This is a genomic window from Shimia sp. Alg240-R146 (genome assembly GCF_947331465.1).
Lineage (GTDB): Bacteria > Pseudomonadota > Alphaproteobacteria > Rhodobacterales > Rhodobacteraceae > Shimia.
In genome coordinates, this window is sequence record NZ_CAMZOK010000001.1 from 1,247,962 (window position 1) to 1,265,597 (window position 17,636).

Consider the following 17,636-nt stretch of genomic DNA (forward strand, 5'->3'; position numbering starts at 1 on the left):
TGGCTTAAACGCGAATTGGATTGGCCTTGGCCAACTCATCAAAGCGCATCAATGTTTCGATCAGGCCACTCATTTGATCCAGCGGGATCATATTTGGCCCGTCTGACGGCGCAGTGTCGGGATCTTCGTGAGTTTCGATGAACACTGCAGCGATGCCCAGTGACACGGCTGCGCGCGCCATAACTGGCGCAAATTCGCGCTGCCCGCCGGAGCTTCCGCCTTTGCCACCGGGTTGTTGCACGGAATGCGTCGCGTCCATAACCACCGGATAGCCCGTTGCCGCCATCTGCGGCAGGCCACGCATGTCGGCCACAAGGGTGTTGTAGCCAAAGGACGTCCCGCGCTCGGTCAGCATGATGCGATCATTGCCGGTGCTTTCGATCTTTGTGACAATATTTCCCATTTCCCATGGCGCGAGGAATTGGCCTTTTTTGACGTTCACCACGGCGCCGGTTTTGCCGGCAGCCAGCAGCATATCGGTCTGGCGACAGAGAAAGGCAGGGATTTGCAGGATGTCCACGGCTTGCGCCGCAACCGCGCATTGCTCTTCGGTGTGAACGTCGGTCAATACCGGCACGCCGAAGTCCTTGCGGATTCCGTCCAGCACTGCCAGCCCGGCATCAATGCCCATTCCGCGAACGCCCGACAGCGAGGTGCGGTTGGCTTTGTCATAGCTGGCCTTGAACACATACTGCGCACCGACCGCTTCGCAGGCTTCTTTCATGGTGCCAGCAATCATTTGCGCGTGATCCGCGCTTTCAAGCTGGCAGGGGCCGGCAATAACGGTCAGCGGTTGATCGTTGCCGATCGAGAGGCCCGAAACCTCAACGGTTTTCATCACGAGGACACCTGTTCTCTGAGGATGGATGCTGTGAGCGATATCATCAGGTAAATGCCTGAAAAAATCAGGAAGGCCAAGACGGTGTTCTCAAAGCTGCGCGGGTAAGACGGGTCCTCAGACGCGACCGGTTCCACAGATGTTGTGAGATAGCGCACCTGACGGCTGGCTTCCAACTCGGTCTGTTTCAGGGTCTGAAGTGCTGACTGCATCATCAAGTCGGCCGTTGCAAGATCCGCCTGTGCGATCTGGATTTCCGCTGATTGCGCGGCCAGTGACGCCTCGCCTTCTGTGGCGTCGGTCATCTCTGTTTCCAGCTTATCCAGCAGGTTGTTCAAGCGCCGAACATCGCCGCGTACGCCTTCGACGCGGGCTTGGTTTGGGCGACTGTTGTCCAGAAGCGCGGCCAGCTGCAGCTCTTTTTCTTGTAGCTGAATTTGCACATTTGAAATCTGCTGGCGTAAGGCGGCGATCACGGCTTGTGGATCCACCACCGAATTTTGCTGCTTTTCGACGAGAGCCAGCTGCGCATCCCTGCGTTCGGCTTTGGCCTCTTCGAGGCTGGTGCGTGCGTCGCTCATTTGGTCTTTGCGTTTGCGTTGCGACAGCGTGTCCACGCGGGTTTCGGCGTAGGTGATCAAGGCTTTGGAATAGGCTGTGGCGACGGCAGGATCTGCGGCAATCACTTCCATGCGCACGGATCCTTCGGTCGGGTCGTATCCGATTTTCACGAACTTTTTGTAGAGCTTATAAGCTTCTTCATTGGATGGATCAGGATCAAGCCGTTGAATAGGATCGATGGACGGATCGGAGAAATGCGATTTAAAGCCAACATCGTTGTCGAGCCGGATCATCGCGTCTTTGGAAGTCAGGTAATCCTGCACCGCGATGGCATCCTGATTTGAATTCATCTGTGCGGGCAACAGGCCACCAAGCACGGAGCCTCCGGTGTTGTCGGCCTGCTGTACCAGAAACGCCGATTTTGTGGCGTACATGGGTGTTGAAACGCCATAGAAATACCACGCAGCAAAGATCGTTGGCAGAAACACAAACGCCGAAAGGCGGGCCAGCAGCAACACAAGGCGTTTGCGGCGACGGCGGGCAATGTCTTTCTGGATTTCGCCAATTTCCAATGCCCGCATCTCGGCCGGAGAGCGGGTTTCAGTGGAGGGCAAGTTGTCTTTGTCCACCGGCATGGTTTGCGGCAGCTGGATCCGCCCGATGGACATTTTGTTGGATTTTGCCTTGGGCTCAGCGTCCCCATTTTCGGCGGCTTGCTCGGTTGGCAGCAGGTCAAGCATGTTGGTGCGCTGGAACGGGTCAATGCCTGCATTGCGCAACAGGCGCACGGAATCATAATCCGACGTGGCGGCCAGTCCGTGTTTTTGTGCCATGCGCCGGGCCAGCCGCAGCTGTCGGCCGGTCAGGCCTTCGCGCTTGATGGCGTCGATTTCCGCATCAGGAGATCCGTCGGACTTCGGGGGCGGCGCTTTGGCAGGTGTCTTTGCGGGCAGGTCGACCTTTGCGGTCTTTTGCGCGGTGCTGGCGGCCTGCGGGGGTGCCTTGGCTTGAGGTTGAGGCGGAGCAACAGCCGGTGCTGGCGCAACAGCACGTGGCGTCGCGTCCTGCGCACCTGTGCCGGTCTCGGCTCCCGTTTGGGGAACGGACCGGCGGATGCGAAATTTTTTAGCCTTGGGTTTGGTAGTCATAGAGCTGCTTGGCCTCTTCCAAGGTGTCGAACATATAGAGCTTCCCGTTTAGCAGAACTGCGGCGGAACGGGCAAACTTCTCGAGCACCGAAGGTTGGTGCGACACAATAATAATGGTGGTGGTGCGCAGACGTTCGCGAAGCACTTCGCCTGCTTTTTTGTTGAAATCCACATCCGTGGAGGAGGGCATGCCTTCATCGATCAGATATACATCGAAATCCAGTGCCAACATGAGCGCAAAGGTAAACCGCGCGCGCATGCCCGAGGAATAGGTGCCGAGCGGTTGTTCGAAGTATTCGCCCAGATTGCAAAGCCAGCGGCAGAAGGCCTCCACATAGTCCGGGTCCAAGCCATAAAGCCGCGCGATATAACGGCTGTTTTCCACGGCGGTGTGTTTGTTGACCACGCCGCCCATGAAGCCCAGCGGGAAGGAGATGCGGCAGTCGCGTCGAATCACGCCTTCGTCAGGTTTTTCGAGGCCAGCCATCATGTTGATCAATGTGGTCTTGCCGGTGCCGTTTGGTGCCAATACGCCGAGCGAGTTACCCAGTTCCACGCGAAACGACACGCGGTCAAGGATCACCTTGCGCTGCGTGCCCGTCCAAAAGGACTTGCTCACGTTTTCGAACTCGAGCATCGGGTGCTCCTGTGGCTGCTCTTCCGACCTTTTTAACGGATCAAGGTTAACGCTCTGTCGGCGTTTTGCCCAATATGTCGGATTGTGACCACGTTTAGCAATGTCTTGAGGCACAAATTGGGCATCGTCACAGCTTTTTGGTCCTAAAATCCAAGAATTTGTGTCGATTTAGCGGGAAATGCACCGGTTCGCGCCCCAGTGGTTTTGTAAGTGTGGTGTTTTGACGAAGAAAGGGCGCTCGAAAGCGCCCTTTGGTTCGGCCTTACGGGCCATTTGATGTTTGGTACGTTACGCGATGGCTTGCCATGCGGTCCCGGCGAGCAACGCGCCGAGCAGGGCAAAGCCGATATAGGCGGCAAACACCCGTGGTTTTACCAGCGCCCAGACGGCGATGGCGGCTGGGATGCTGCTGACGCCGCCGGCGATGACAAAGCTCATGGCGGCCCCGTTTGCCATGCCCTGTTCCAGAAGACCGGCCACCAGCGCAGGTGCTGCGTAACCGTTGAGGTATGCGGGCATCCCGACCAGTGCGCCCAGGAAGATCGGCTGGAAACCGTCGCCGCCCAAGACGTTGGCGATCAGTTGCGCTGGCATGTAAGCGACCATCAGCGCTTCGATGACGTAGGCGAAGGACAGCCATTTGAGCAGGAAGACACCGTTTTCCATTGCGGCCTCACGGAAGGCATCGCGGCGTGCGGGTTCCTGCCAGAACTTCCAGTTTGGCTTGTCCGCAAAGGGTTTCTTGACGCCGCAGCACCCGCCAACCTGCGGTTTTTCCCGAAGAGGATTGTGAAACACGGCGGTCGACTTCATGAGCTTGGTGCCAAATCCACCCAGCAGTCCGAGGCTGACGGCGAAACCCAGTTTTGCGACAGCGAATTCAAAGCCCAATGCACCTGCGGTGATGCCGAACATCGCCGGATCCATCAAGGGTGACGCCAGCCAAAACGCCATGACTGCCGAAAGAGGTGCACCGATAGCCAACAGCGCTGCGATGAAGGGGATCACTTCGCATGAGCAGAATGGCGAAAGCCCTCCGAGCAAGGCAGCGAGAATGATCATGCGGGTTTCGCGGCCTTCAAACGCGTTAGACAACAGGTTTTCTGCGCCCGTAGCCTTGAGATAGCCAATGGCCAGCACGGCAAACAGAATGAAAGGCAACGTGCCAAGAAGCGCGTTGAGTGCGAAGTCAACGGTGGGCACAAATTCCGGTAGATCGAGAACGGCGACGGCGATCAGGATCGCCACAACGGCGGCCCAGACTTTGTCGATCCGCGCCAGACGCGCGCCCAGCGGGGACGGAGATTGTGTTGTATCAGCCATGATCGTGGTCCTTGTCTGGCGATGTGCTGTCAGCGCAGCATTCTTTGAGCAGGAAGTTCGACAGGTCGTGTACCGCATCAAACGCAACCGCGGCACAAATGATTGAGCGCCCTTGCTTTTTCTGGGTAACAAGCCCCGCCTGCGCGAGGATTTTCATGTGGTGTGTGAGGGTCGAGCCGGTCACGCCGCTACGCTGACCGAGTTCGCCGATCGAAAGCCCCTCGTTGCCTGCGCGCACAAGGCAGCGCAGAACGGACAGGCGTTGCTCGGAGCCGAGCGCTGCAAATGTCGAGGCGGCGATCTCAAGCGAGATATCTGTGGGATCTACATGTTTCATGTTTCTAGAAATATCGAAATAACGGGATTGTTCAAGTGTTATTTCGAGAATTGTCGAAATTAAATTGTCTCGCTATCACAAGGTATGGAATTATTTGAGGAAATTCAGACGTGTCGTTTGTGCCATGACCGGTTTGCTGCCACGGCGACTGCGCATGCGCCAAGGCCTGTCGTCTGGTTTCAGCCAGGAGCAAAAGTTTTGATCGTGGGACAAGCGCCGGGTGCCCGCGTTCACAAGAGCGGCCGCCCGTTCACCGACCCGTCCGGCGACCGTTTGCGGGACTGGATGGGGGTGGATGCGTCTGTTTTTTATGACAAATCAAAAGTCGCAATTGTTCCGATGGCTTTTTGCTTTCCGGGGTATGATGCCAAAGGCAGCGACCTGCCGCCTCCGCCGATTTGTGCCGCGACTTGGCGGGAACGCGTGATGAAGACCTTAGGAGAGGTCCCCCTGACATTGGTCGTTGGCGGCCATGCGCAAAAGTGGCATCTCGCCACCAAGGCGGGAGTCACCGACACTGTACAGTCGTGGCGCGACCATGCGCCCGCGGTCTTCCCCTTGCCACATCCGTCGTGGCGCAATACGGGATGGATCAAGAAACACCCGTGGTTTGAGGCGGAACTGCTGCCAACCCTGCGGGCGCGCATCAAGGAGACTTTGGCGTGACAGACGCAACACAGCCCACGACCCCGCTGGATCAGTATCATGCGGCCATGCACGCCGCGCCAGATGACGACGGCGCGCGATTGCGCTTTTTTGAGCGGTTGGCGGATGCGGAGCTTTTTCTGCTGCTGGAAAAGGAGCCGGAGGGTGATCGAATTTCGCCTGAGGTGTTTGAAACCTCGGATGCGTCGTTTGTGTTGGTGTTTGATACAGAGGAGCGGCTGAGCCAGTTTGTCGGACGGGTTGCGCCCTATGCCGCGCTGTCGGGGCGCATCATCGCGTCGATGTTGGCAGAGCAGGGCATCGGTCTGGCGCTAAACCCCGAGGTTGCACCGTCTTCGATGTTGGTGCCCGGGGATGCGCTGGGTTGGTTGGTGGACACGCTGACCCATGCGCCGGATGAGGTGGAGGCCAAGGTCGAAGCGTTTACGGCGCCCGCAGGTTTGCCGGAAGAATTAATCACGGCGCTGGACGCAAAGCTTTCGACAACAGCGGGGTTGGCCAAGACCGTCTATCTGGTTGGCGTGACCTATGACAGCGGCGCGCGGTCACATTTGTTGGGGTTCGTCGATGCGGTGGAAGCCGCGCAGAGCGCCTTGGCCAAAGCGGTGAACGAGGCGCTGACATTTTCAGGCATTGAGGCCGGCGCGTTGGACGTTGGGTTCTTTATGGCCAGTGACCCGGTTGCAGCGCAGCTTGCCCGTGTCGGGCTTCGATTTGATTTACCGGAACCCGCTCAGGTGCGTGATCATGTGCCAATGACGCCGGGCAGTGATCCGGATAAGCCACCGATCCTAAAGTAAGGCGCGAGGTGCACCCACCGGGTTTGATGCGCTAAGGCATCACACTCGGTTGGGCGTGGCTTAGTAACCGGCGGACCGGTCAACGAGGTGCAACAACGGGGCGCCGGCCTCGCATCTGTGTATGTTCTCAGCAATAACTTGAGACGCCGTGCGGGCGCGTGTTTCCGAGGCAATATGCGGCGTTACGGTCACCTGTGGGTGCGCCCAATATGGGTGGTCCGCGGGCAAAGGTTCCACGCGGAAAACATCGAGTGTGGCATGCGCGATTTGTCCGCTGTTTAGCGCGTTAAGCAGGGCGTCGTCATCAATCAGTTGGCCGCGCCCGGGGTTGACCACAAATGCACCTTTGGGCATGAGGTTGAGCCGGTCGGTGTCGAGCAGGTTTTCCGTTGCAGGCGTTTTGGGGAGCAAAAGCACCAGAATATCCGCAACCGACAGGGCCTCGCGCAGACCGTCATCGCCTGCAAGACAGGTGATGCAGTCTGCGGTTTTTTGACGACGGCTCCAGCCAGTCACTGCAAAGCCAAGTCCAGAGAGCGTTTCGGCGCAGGCCAAGCCCAGTTCACCAAGGCCGAGCACGGTGACACGCCGGTCCTGCGCCAGCGGCGGGACGTGGTCGCGCCATACCCCATCCTGTCCAGAAATATGCAGGTCCATGCCAAGATGGTGTCGCATCACATGTCCGGTCACATATTCCACCATGCCCTGCGTCATCCCCGGGTCGACCATACGGGCAAGAGGCTGGGTCAGTGTTTCGTTACCAACCACGTTTTCGACACCGGCCCACAAGTTCAGCACGGCTTTGCAGCGGGTGTAAGGCGTGAAGTCCTGAACAGGGCTGTTGGGCGCGTAGACGATATAGTCCACATCCTGCGGCGTAAATTCGGTACGCAGGTCAACAGGCAGATCGAGTTCCGCAAATGCAGTCTGCAATGTCTCTCGGTATTGTTCCCATCGTTCAGGCAGCGCAGCAAACAACACATTGATCATGATGCGAAAACCCCATCCATATTCGCAAATCCTTTGATCTCGATTGGGTTTCCGGAGGGGTCACGGAAAAACATGGTGCTTTGCTCGCCGGGCTCGCCCGCAAACCGGGTAAACGGTGCGAGGACGAAATCGACGGCGCTGTCCTGTAGGCGTTTCGCCAGTACGTCCCAGTCTTTTTTGGTGAGGATTACGCCGAGATGCGGCATGGGAACCAAGTGCTCTCCGACATGGCCGGTCGATGCGGTGGCAAACGGCGTGCCGAGGTGCAACGATATCTGATGTCCAAAGAAGTCGAAATCGATCCAGGTATCAGTGCTGCGCCCTTCGCGGCATCCAAGCAGGCCGCCATAAAAGGCGCGGGCCGCGTCCAGATCGGTGACGTTATACGCCAAGTGAAAAATGCTCATGTGCAGGTTTCCTTGTTTCGGTGTGTCGGACTTGCGCCAAGTGGTAGCGGCATCGCAAGGGGCAGGCCAGCCCGTTTCGTGATCCTAAAACCGAAGAAATCGTTGGGATTTGAGGTTTGTGGAACTGCTAATAGGGGCCGTGACGCAATTTGGCGTGCAACAGTCACTGTGTAGAGGCCGCAATTGGCGGGGGCAAAACGTCGCGAATTTAGCGTGGGCGATGGACGTGGGCGCTTTGTACGAGGCCAAACGCCAACATGAGGACCAGCATGGCGGAACCGCCGTAACTCACCAATGGCAACGGCACGCCAACAACGGGCGCCAATCCCATAACCATCGACATGTTGACCGCGAAGAACAAGAAAAATGCGCTGGCGATCCCAATGGTGAGAAGCGACGCATAGCGGTCGCGGTTGGAGATCGCGGAGGCCACGCAGAACAGGATGATCAAGGCATAAAGCGACAGCAGGGAAACAGCGCCGATATAGCCGAACTCCTCAGCCAAGGTCGTAAAGATGAAATCCGTGTGCTTTTCCGGCAAAAAGTTCAATCGGCTTTGGGTGCCTTGCATGAAGCCGCGCCCGGTCCAGCCGCCGGAACCCAGTGCGATTTTGGATTGGGTGATATGATAACCCGCACCCAGAGGATCAGATGCCGGATCAAGGAAGGTGTCGATGCGGCGGTATTGATAATTTTTGAGAAGCTGCCAAGAGGTTCCGCGAGATTGGAAAACCGCAAAAACAAGGCCCATGCCCATTCCGAATACAGCGGTGAAATATCCCCAGTGGACGCCAGCCGCAAACATCACAATGGCGCCGCCAGCCAACAATAGGATTGCGGTGCCAAGGTCCGGTTGGCGTAAAACAAGGGCGGTCGGTATGAGAATGAGTAAGACCGGGATCAGTACGTACTGAGGGCGGGACGTCTTTTTGGGTGGCAGCCAATCATAGTAAGCGGCCAAAGCCATTACGAGTGCGACTTTCATCAATTCGCTGGGTTGAAGACGCATGAATCCCAGATCGATCCAACGCTGTGCCCCCATTCCGACGCTGCCGATGACCTCTACCAGTATGAGAAGCAAGAGGGCGCCGAGGTAAACCGCCCCTGACACGGAGCGCCAGAACCATATCGGCACCATTGCCACGATGAATAAGAGTACCACGCCCATTGCGTAGCGCTTCATCTGAGGTTCGGCCCAAGGGGAAAATGAGCCACCTGCCACAGAATACAACATCAAAAACCCGACGCTCGCTACTGCTGTGACCAGCAGCAGCAAGGGCCAGTTCAGATGTAGGATCTTGCGTGGCCCAGTTGGCACATGTTTGACGGAATACTCGAGATAACTCATGACTCTATGCCCGATCCCTTCTGGTGACGCTTCGCCCGGGCTTCAAGGTGCGAATTTCTTCCTGCTGCTTTTTGATGCGCTGACGGTCTTTGGCAGGGTAGGCTTCTAGCGGCGGTGCGTCGCCGTAGAGCGCCTGCAGGGTGATATCGCGCGCGATCGGAGCCGCCGCTGTTGAGCCACCACCGCCGTGTTCAACGACCACGGCCACTGCGATTTCGGGCGCGTCATAGGGGGCAAAGTTTACAAACAGCGCGTGATCACGCCGGTTCCAAGGCAAATCTTCGTTGCGAGTCACACCGCGCGCCCGTTCCGCTGCGGTGATGTTGCGTACCTGAGACGTGCCGGTTTTGCCCGCCAGTCGGTATTTGTCCTCGATGATGCGGCTGCCATACGCCGTACCTCGCCGATGGTTGGAGACCGCGTACATGCCGCGCCGGACCTCGTCCAGATAAGCGGGGTCGATGCCCATGTCTGCGGAAGGCGCGACAGGGGTATCAATGCCATTGACGGATTTGACCAACCTGGGCATGACATTTAGCCCGGTCGCCAAACGCGCTGTCATGACAGCAAGTTGCAGCGGTGACGTAAGAACGAAGCCCTGTCCGATAGAGACGTTGACAGTGTCGCCCACAACCCAATCTGCGCCGCGGGCCTCCCGCTTCCAGTCCCGGCTTGGGTTCAATCCGCGCGCCACGCCGGACAGTGGCAAATCGAACCTTTCGCCTATGCCGAATTTGGCCGCCATGGCGGAAATATTGTCGATGCCGACTTCCAGCGCGAGTTCATAGAAGTAGACGTCGCAGCTTTCGCGCAGGGCCTGTGCAAGGTTCACATGCCCGTGTCCGGCGCGCTTCCAGCAGTGAAAACGACGGTTTGAAACTTCGAGATGTCCGGGACACCACACGGTTTGATCGGGACCGGCAATGCCGGCTTCAAGGGCAGCCAAAGCTGTGATCATTTTGAAGGTTGAACCGGGGGGATAGGTGCCCTGAACCGACTTGGCGGCAAGAGGGCGATGATCGTTTTCGGTCAGCTCGCGGTAGTCAGCCACTGAGATGCCTTGCACAAACAGGTTTGAATCAAAGGTCGGAGCAGAGGCAACGGCGAGCAAGTCGCCGCTTCGGCAATCCATAACGATCGCTGTTGCGCTTTCCTCACCAAGCCGGGCCTGTGCATAAGATTGCAGCCCCTGATCGATGGTCAATTGCACCGCGTCGCCTTGTTGACCTTCGCGGCGGTCGAGTTCTCGCATAACCCGGCCCACGGCATTGACTTCAACGCGTTTGGTACCGGCCTTGCCGCGCAGAGAGTCCTCCAGCTTGCCTTCAAGACCAACTTTGCCAATTTGAAACCGCGGGATGCGCAACAGTTGATCAGGGTTCTCGATCTTGGACAGGTCGTAGTCTGACACCGGGCCGACATAGCCCACCACGTGGGCAAAGTCGCCGCGCAACGGGTAAAAGCGGGACAGGCCGACTTCGGGTGTAATGCCGGGCAAGGCAGGCGCGTTCACAGCGACGCGGGACAGTTCTTCCCATGATATGCGGTCCGCGACGGTCACAGGTAAAAACGGTGGCGAGCGCCGCATTTCTGTCGCCGCCGCGTCAAGTTCACCGGGGTCGAGTTCGATGAGCGCGGCCAACTTTTCGATCACTGCATCAACGTCACCCGCATCTTCGGGAACAAGCGTGACGCGGTAGGCGGGCTCATTGCGCGCCAGCACCACCCCGTGACGATCAAATATCTCGCCCCGCGCAGGTGGAATTAGTCGGATGTTGATCCTGTTCTCTTCGGCCAAGAGCCGGAACTGATCAGCTTGGTTCAGTTGCAAATGGCGCATGCGCATACCGAGGCCACCCATAAACAATAACTGCGCGCCGCCCAAAAGCAGGGCGCGGCGGGATACTCGTGCATGGGTTTCTGCGTTTTCGGCGGGATTTTTGCGCATTACACCGCCCCCAGCGTGGCATCACGCGCGGCCTGACGCCGGACACCAAACAGCGTCTGAGACAGCAATACCACAAAAGGATAGATGGCGATGTTCATGATGACTTGAATCAAGGTCAAACCCAGCGATGGGCGGTCCAGGAAAAACAACATCAAGATCAGACGCGCAACGATCGGCATAAGGATCATCAACGCGGCAACAGTTGCCCATTCGGTGACAAATGTGGCGTCGCGCAGGGCTGGCGCACGACGGCGCAACAATTCCACACCGATCACCATCATAAAGGCGCCGAGCCCGGGAGGGCGCAGGAATAAAAAGTCCGCCAACAAAAACACCAGAGCCACGAGCAAAGGCGGCGTATAGTCCGGTTGACGTACTGCCCATGCTAAGCACAACACAACCATCAGATCGGGTCCCGACCACAATTGGGGCGCAGTGCTGAAGGGGGTAAGCTTTAGAAGAATAAAGATTACGCATAGCAGCGAAAAGACCAGCCGCATGCCCCATTTGCGCGAGAACACCCCCTCAGCCATCGTGATCACCATTGGTTAGCGGAGTGCCACTTGGCCGCACAATGGCGCCATGGGTGTCAATTCTGTCCTGCCCGTGGTGGCGCAGTACTCGAAGGAACTCGAGGCGTTCATAGTCTGCAGCAAGCCGCACGCGCAAACGGCCTGCCGGGTCTACGGCCACCTGACCGATCAGCAAACCGCCAGGGAATACGCCCCCGTCGCCGGACGTCACGACGCGATCGCCGGGACGTACCAGATCGGGTGTTTCGATAAAATCAATCAAAGGCGCAACCGAATTGTCGCCCGCGATCAGCACGGATTGGCCGGACTGCTGGATCACTGCGGGAATTCGGCTTGAGGTGTCCGTCAACAAAAGCACGCGTGCGGAATTGTTGCCGACCCCCGAAATCCGTCCCACAAGCCCCACGCCGTCCATCGCCGCCCAGCCATCCACAATGCCGTCACGCTGGCCAATATTGAGCAGCACGGATTGTCGGAACGGCGACCCGCTGTCGGTTAAGACCACGCCGGTGACAAATGTGAGGCGCGGGTCAAGTCGCACATTGTTGAGGTCCAACAGGCGGGCGTTTTCCTGCTCCAGCTGCAGCGCGGCCTCTTTCCAAACTTTCATTTGCTGCAATTCGCGGCGCAGTTCGCGGTTTTGCTCGACAATACGCTGATAGCTTTGAAAATCACGCAAGAGATTCACGGCACCCGTGACAGGCGACATGGCCCAATCGAAACTTGGGACAACCGCATCGGTGATCTGCGCGCGGAAGCGTTCCACACGCGGGCTGTCGATACGCCAGATGATGAAAATTCCGAACAGCGCGAGCAGAAGCACACCCAGAAGCAACCGCTTGAGCGGGCCGCCAAAATCTTCGCCCTGATTGCGTTCGCGTGCCAACGTGACCCCGTGTGTGAAACCTGCGTGTGCAGAAGCCGTCCCAAGGTTTAGCACGGCGACCCGCGCGTACCAAACTCACATATTGGTCAGGCCTTTAGCTGTCGTAATCGATCGCGTGACGCAGCTGTTTTTCGTATTCCAAGGCTTTGCCGGTGCCCATGGCCACACAGTTCAAGCTCTCGTCCGCGATGGACACGGCCAAACCGGTCTGCTCACGCAGCGCCAGATCCAACTCGCCCAACAGCGCGCCGCCACCCGTCAACATAACACCGCGGTCCACAATATCCGCGGCCAGATCCGGAGGTGTGGCCTCCAGCGCGGTCATAACAGCCTCGCAAATCTGCTGCACAGGTTCAGCAAGCGCTTCGGCAACTTGTGCCTGAGAAATCTCGGTCTCCTTTGGAACCCCATTCAGCAAATCGCGTCCGCGAATTTGCATAGATGCCCCACGCCCGTCGTCAGGCATGCGGGCTGTCCCGATGGAGGTTTTGATCCGCTCGGCAGTGCTTTCGCCAACGAGCAGGTTTTGCTGACGGCGCAGGTAGTTGATGATGCCTTCGTCCATGCGGTCGCCGCCAACGCGCACGGAACGCGCATAAACGATGTCGCCCAGCGAGAGAACTGCCACTTCGGTGGTGCCGCCGCCGATATCGACAACCATATTGCCTGTGGGGTCGGTGATCGGCATTCCAGCGCCAATCGCGGCGGCAATTGGTTCTGCGATCAGGCCGGCGCGACGGGCGCCTGCCGAGAGAACCGATTGACGGATCGCGCGTTTTTCAACGGGCGTTGCGCCATGCGGCACACAGACAATGATCTTGGGCTTTGAGAAAGTAGAGCGTTTGTGCACTTTGCGGATGAAGTGTTTGATCATCTCTTCGGCGGTGTCGAAGTCTGCAATCACGCCGTCACGCATCGGGCGGATGGCCTCAATGGAGCCGGGCGTGCGCCCCAGCATAAGCTTGGCGTCTTCGCCTACCGCGAGCACCTTTTTCACGCCGTCCTTGACATGATAAGCCACAACTGACGGTTCGCTGAGAATGACGCCTTTTCCTTTGACATAGACCAGTGTGTTTGCGGTCCCCAAATCAATGGCCATGTCAGAGGTGAACAGCCCGCCTAGATTTCCCAGCATGTGATTACTTTCCCTCAAATTCAGTCGGCCCGCGACTCTCCCAAGTCCGAGCGCTGCACTTATATGAAGCCTTTGGCAGATGTGAAAGACCCAGAAGGCCCGTTGGCGGGTTTTCGCCGCGTCGATATGTCAGAGTGGACCAGTCAAAACTAACAAACCGTGAACGGGGAACAAGCGTGGCCGCGGCTTTCCGCCCAAAGTCGTTGTGGCGCCCCGATGCTTCTGATTAATTGCCCGCCATGCTGTCGTACCAACATATCTATCACGCCGGAAATCTGGCGGACGTTCACAAACATGCTCTGCTAGCGTGTGCGCTGGACTATATGACCCGAAAGCCAAAGCCGCTGAGCTATCTGGAAACGCATTCCGGGCGGGGTCTGTATCACCTTGACGCCGCCGAGGCCGTGAAAACAGGCGAAGCCGAAGCGGGTATCGGTGCTGTCGTGGATTGGTTTGGGGCAGACCATCCTTATGCAAAAGCGCTGAGCAAGGTGCGAGACCAGCACGGGGCGGCGGCTTATCCCGGATCACCGGTTCTCGCGGCGTCGCTGTTGCGGCGGGAGGATCGTCTGCACCTTGCCGAGCTGCATCCGCGGGAATGTGAGGCACTACACGAGGCGATGTTTATGTCGGGTGCCAAAGTGTACCAGCAGGATGGGTTTGAGATGGCGCAGGCGGTATGCCCGCCCACGCCTAGACGAGGCCTGATGTTAATTGATCCAAGCTATGAGATCAAAACCGACTATGCGACCATTCCGGCCTGCATCGCCAAGTTGAACCGCAAATGGAATGTGGGTGTGATTGCGCTTTGGTATCCGATCCTGACAGAGGGCAGCCACGTGCCGATGATTGACGCCCTGTTGGCGCGCAACCTGCCTGACACATTGCGCCACGAGGTTCGGTTCCCGCCTGCAAGGGACGGTCACCGCATGGTCGGTTCCGGAATGTTCTTTGTGAATGCTCCCTTTGGCCTTGAGGACGAGTGCAAGCGCTTGGACCAGCTTTTTGCGGCACTTTAGAGCGGTGTCGATCACAAAGGCACATTCATTGGAGCTTAAGGTTTGCAAGTAGTGACTGCCGCGTCCGCAAGCACCAGAGCGCAATTGGGTGCCTTAATGCAAAGGACGCATTGTGCCTTGCAAATCGGCTCTGTATCTACCCAAATGTTACAAAATATATCGCAGACCCAAAAGGGGCTCCCGGGAGGCACTAAATGACGGACGGCACGAGTCTGCTGGCGATCATTGCACTATTACCATTTCTAGGGGCGCTGGTTCCCGGCGTGATGATCCGCGCAGGGCGCAACGCTTGCGCCAGCTTTACTGCGGTTCCTACGATCCTTGCTTTGATCCTGCTGGGCACACAAACGCCAGCGGTTCTGAGGGGCGAGGTCATTCAGACGTCGTTTGAATGGTTGCCGACGCTTGGCCTGTCCGTGAGTTTCTTTCTGGATGGTCTTGGGATGCTGTTTGCCTTCATGATCCTCGGAGTAGGTTTGTTGATCACGCTCTATGCGCGGTTTTATTTGTCTTCGGCCGATCCAATGGGGCAGTTCTATACCTATCTTTTGTTGTTTCAGGGGGCGATGCTAGGCATTGTTCTGTCTGATAACATCTTGTTGTTGCTAATTTTTTGGGAGCTAACCAGCCTGTCTTCGTTCTTGTTGATTGGTTTCTGGAAACACCTGCCGGAAGGTCGGCAAGGGGCCCGCATGGCGTTGACCGTTACCGGCGCAGGCGGGCTGGCGATGATTGCCGGGATGCTGATCCTTGGGAATATCGTGGGCAGTTACAACCTGACTGATATTCTCGCCGGTGGTGACGCGATCAAGGCCAGCGAATGGTACATGCCTGCATTGATCCTGATCCTGATCGGGGCCTTCACCAAATCGGCGCAGTTCCCCTTCCACTTCTGGCTGCCGCACGCCATGGCCGCGCCAACACCGGTGTCGGCCTATCTGCATTCTGCCACGATGGTGAAGGCAGGTGTGTTCCTGATGGCCCGTATGTGGCCTGCACTGGCGGGGACTGAGGCGTGGTTTTATATCGTGGCAACAACCGGCCTTGTGACGATGGTAATTGGCGCGTTAATTGCGCTTTTCAAGGACGACTTGAAGGCGCTTTTGGCTTTTTCCACGGTCAGCCATCTTGGCCTTTTGACGATGTTGCTTGGCTTTGGCACCAAGGCCGCTGCAATTGCCGCAGTGTTTCACATCATCAACCATCTGACGTTCAAAGCCGCGCTCTTTATGACCGCCGGCATTGTGGATCACGAAGCCCACACCCGCGACATCAAACGTTTGGGCGGCTTGGCAAAGCTCATGCCGATCACGGCGGTCATTGGCACCATCACCGCGCTCTCGATGGCGGGTACTATTCCGTTGAACGGGTTTATTTCCAAGGAAATGATGCTTGAAGAGGCAGCGCATACGACTTGGATGAACAATCCATGGCTTGTGCCGGTCCTGGCCACGTTCGGCGCGTGTTTGTCGGTCGCATATTCCTTCCGTTTCATTTTCCATGTCTTTGGCGGCAAGGTCCGCGATGACTACCCTTCAACACCGCATGATCCGCCGTTCGGCCTTTATGCAGCTCCTGCATTGCTGACCGTTTTTGTCGTGCTGCTCGGTGTTATGCCGCATCTGGCAGAGCCCATGGTCATGGCCGCCGCCAATGCGGTGACCGGACAAGAAACCCACCCGCATCTCGTGCTTTGGCACGGTGTTACCCCTGCGCTATGGATGTCGGTGATCGCATTTACTGTGGGGGGCGTGCTTTATGCGTTGCACGGCCAAGCCAACCGGATCTGGCTCGCTGTGCCGCGTCCCGAGGCGAAGGTGATTTTTGATTGGGTCATCGCGCAATGCGTCGGCTTTGCAAAATGGGCATCCGAAATCACCCACAATGGCGCCATCAGCCGCTATCTGGCCATTTTCGTGAGCGCCACGCTGGTATTGGGTTACATGGCATTTCGCAGTGGCCCTATCGCGCCACCTACACGAGAGATGTTGCCTGTGCCGTTCCCGGTCCTGATCGGCTGGGCAATTCTGGTGGTGGCGACGTTGCTTGTGGTCATGAACCACCATCGCCGTTTTCTTGCGCTGGTGTTTATCAGCATGATCGGTTTGGCAATCTCGGGTGGCTTTGTCTATCTCTCGGCACCGGACCTCGCGTTGACGCAGATTTCGGTCGAGACCGTCACCATTATGCTGTTGCTGCTGGCACTGCACTTCATGCCCAAGACCAGCCCGCGTGAAAGTTCCATGGCGCTGAGATCCCGCGATGCAGGCATAGCCATTGCCGCAGGCGTGGGGGTGGCTGCGCTGACAATGGCCTTCCTGATGCGGGATTTTGACTCGATCTCGGCGTTCCATTTGGCCAACTCCTACACGGGGGGGGGCGGCACAAATGTGGTCAACGTGATCCTCGTCGATTTCCGTGGCTATGACACCTATGGCGAGATCATCGTCCTGGGGATTGCGGGGCTTACAATCTATGCGCTGATGGATGCGCTTTTGAGAGGACCAGCAGCCAAAAGGCTGCGCGCGCGCGACTACTCGCAAGACCGCTCGAGGGACCGTCACCCGCTGATGATGGTGGTCGCGACGCGGGCGATGTTGCCGATTGCGATGCTGGTCGGGGTTTACATTTTTCTGCGCGGACACAACCAGCCGGGAGGCGGCTTTATCGCGGGGTTGGTGATTTCGATTGCCTTCCTGATGCAATACATGGCGTCCGGGTTCGCTTGGGCGCAATTGCGCCAGAAGGTCGAATACCACAAGCTGCTGGGCTGGGGGGTGGTCATTGCCGGTTTCACCGGTGTCGGAGCATGGTTTGCCGGCAAACCCTTCCTGACAAGCGCGTATGGCTACATTCATTGGCACCCGATTGAGGAATTTGAGTGGGCCACTGCCATTGCCTTTGATCTGGGCGTGTTCCTTGCAGTATTGGGCGCAGTGATGCTGATGCTTTACAGCCTCAGCCGGATTGCGCGGTTTGCGGGTGAAACCATCAACATCGATCCCATGGATCACGACCCTTCGGCGGACGCCGAGATGACCGAAGCGGAGGAAACGTGAC

16 protein-coding genes are annotated in these 17,636 nt (G+C 57.7%); 4 read left to right on the forward strand and 12 right to left on the reverse strand.

The window, feature by feature from the left end; genetic code table 11:
• Positions 1-4: 4 nt before the first annotated feature.
• From kdsA to PG871_RS06045, 5 genes are all read right to left on the reverse strand, one after another.
• Positions 5-838, reverse strand: coding sequence for a 3-deoxy-8-phosphooctulonate synthase (gene kdsA / locus PG871_RS06025; protein WP_270727185.1), 834 nt, complete (start codon positions 836-838; stop codon positions 5-7).
• Positions 838-2,547, reverse strand: coding sequence for a capsule biosynthesis protein (locus tag PG871_RS06030; RefSeq protein ID WP_270727188.1), 1,710 nt, complete (start codon positions 2,545-2,547; stop codon positions 838-840). Before PG871_RS06030 ends, kdsA begins: the two co-directional genes overlap by 1 nt.
• The gene (locus tag PG871_RS06035) at positions 2,525-3,184 is read right to left on the reverse strand and encodes an ABC transporter ATP-binding protein (protein WP_270727190.1); all 660 of its coding nucleotides are present in this window, start codon (positions 3,182-3,184) and stop codon (positions 2,525-2,527) included. The genes PG871_RS06030 and PG871_RS06035 overlap by 23 nt, the downstream gene beginning before the upstream one ends.
• A gap of 288 nt (positions 3,185-3,472) precedes the next feature.
• Entirely contained in the window at positions 3,473-4,507 is a 1,035-nt protein-coding gene (locus tag PG871_RS06040) for a permease (protein ID WP_270727193.1), read from the reverse strand.
• The gene (locus PG871_RS06045; protein WP_270727196.1) at positions 4,500-4,844 is read right to left on the reverse strand and encodes an ArsR/SmtB family transcription factor; all 345 of its coding nucleotides are present in this window, start codon (positions 4,842-4,844) and stop codon (positions 4,500-4,502) included. Before PG871_RS06045 ends, PG871_RS06040 begins: the two co-directional genes overlap by 8 nt.
• 84 nt (positions 4,845-4,928) lie before the next feature.
• Here PG871_RS06045 and PG871_RS06050 point away from each other — a divergent pair, with 84 nt between their 5' ends.
• Positions 4,929-5,510: a uracil-DNA glycosylase family protein gene (locus tag PG871_RS06050; protein ID WP_270727199.1), complete on the forward strand. Its 582-nt coding sequence runs from the start codon at positions 4,929-4,931 to the stop codon at positions 5,508-5,510.
• Between the two features lie 47 nt (positions 5,511-5,557).
• On the forward strand, positions 5,558-6,310 hold the full coding sequence (locus PG871_RS06055) for an SseB family protein (protein WP_270728734.1): 753 nt from the start codon (positions 5,558-5,560) through the stop codon (positions 6,308-6,310).
• A gap of 60 nt (positions 6,311-6,370) precedes the next feature.
• Here the strand turns inward: PG871_RS06055 and PG871_RS06060 are convergent, their stop codons facing one another.
• The 7 genes from PG871_RS06060 to PG871_RS06090 form a co-directional block, all read right to left on the reverse strand.
• Positions 6,371-7,300 (reverse strand): 2-hydroxyacid dehydrogenase, encoded by a 930-nt coding sequence (locus PG871_RS06060; RefSeq protein WP_270727201.1) that lies wholly within the window; start codon positions 7,298-7,300, stop codon positions 6,371-6,373.
• Positions 7,297-7,707: a VOC family protein gene (locus PG871_RS06065; protein ID WP_270727204.1), complete on the reverse strand. Its 411-nt coding sequence runs from the start codon at positions 7,705-7,707 to the stop codon at positions 7,297-7,299. Before PG871_RS06065 ends, PG871_RS06060 begins: the two co-directional genes overlap by 4 nt.
• A gap of 208 nt (positions 7,708-7,915) precedes the next feature.
• Positions 7,916-9,055, reverse strand: a complete 1,140-nt coding sequence (rodA, locus tag PG871_RS06070; RefSeq protein ID WP_270727208.1) for a rod shape-determining protein RodA — start codon at positions 9,053-9,055, stop codon at positions 7,916-7,918.
• 4 nt (positions 9,056-9,059) lie between these two features.
• Positions 9,060-11,003 (reverse strand): penicillin-binding protein 2, encoded by a 1,944-nt coding sequence (gene mrdA, locus PG871_RS06075; RefSeq protein WP_270727210.1) that lies wholly within the window; start codon positions 11,001-11,003, stop codon positions 9,060-9,062.
• Positions 11,003-11,548, reverse strand: coding sequence for a rod shape-determining protein MreD (locus tag PG871_RS06080; RefSeq protein ID WP_270727212.1), 546 nt, complete (start codon positions 11,546-11,548; stop codon positions 11,003-11,005). Before PG871_RS06080 ends, mrdA begins: the two co-directional genes overlap by 1 nt.
• On the reverse strand, positions 11,529-12,422 hold the full coding sequence (gene mreC / locus PG871_RS06085) for a rod shape-determining protein MreC (protein WP_270727215.1): 894 nt from the start codon (positions 12,420-12,422) through the stop codon (positions 11,529-11,531). The genes PG871_RS06080 and mreC overlap by 20 nt, the downstream gene beginning before the upstream one ends.
• A gap of 94 nt (positions 12,423-12,516) precedes the next feature.
• Positions 12,517-13,557, reverse strand: coding sequence for a rod shape-determining protein (locus tag PG871_RS06090; RefSeq protein WP_270727217.1), 1,041 nt, complete (start codon positions 13,555-13,557; stop codon positions 12,517-12,519).
• Between the two features lie 239 nt (positions 13,558-13,796).
• On the opposite strand from PG871_RS06090, the gene PG871_RS06095 reads away from it, so the two are divergent.
• Both PG871_RS06095 and PG871_RS06100 read left to right on the forward strand, forming a co-directional pair.
• On the forward strand, positions 13,797-14,576 hold the full coding sequence (locus tag PG871_RS06095; RefSeq protein ID WP_270727220.1) for a 23S rRNA (adenine(2030)-N(6))-methyltransferase RlmJ: 780 nt from the start codon (positions 13,797-13,799) through the stop codon (positions 14,574-14,576).
• 194 nt (positions 14,577-14,770) lie between these two features.
• On the forward strand, positions 14,771-17,635 hold the full coding sequence (locus PG871_RS06100) for a monovalent cation/H+ antiporter subunit A (RefSeq protein ID WP_270727224.1): 2,865 nt from the start codon (positions 14,771-14,773) through the stop codon (positions 17,633-17,635).
• Position 17,636: the final 1 nt, after the last annotated feature.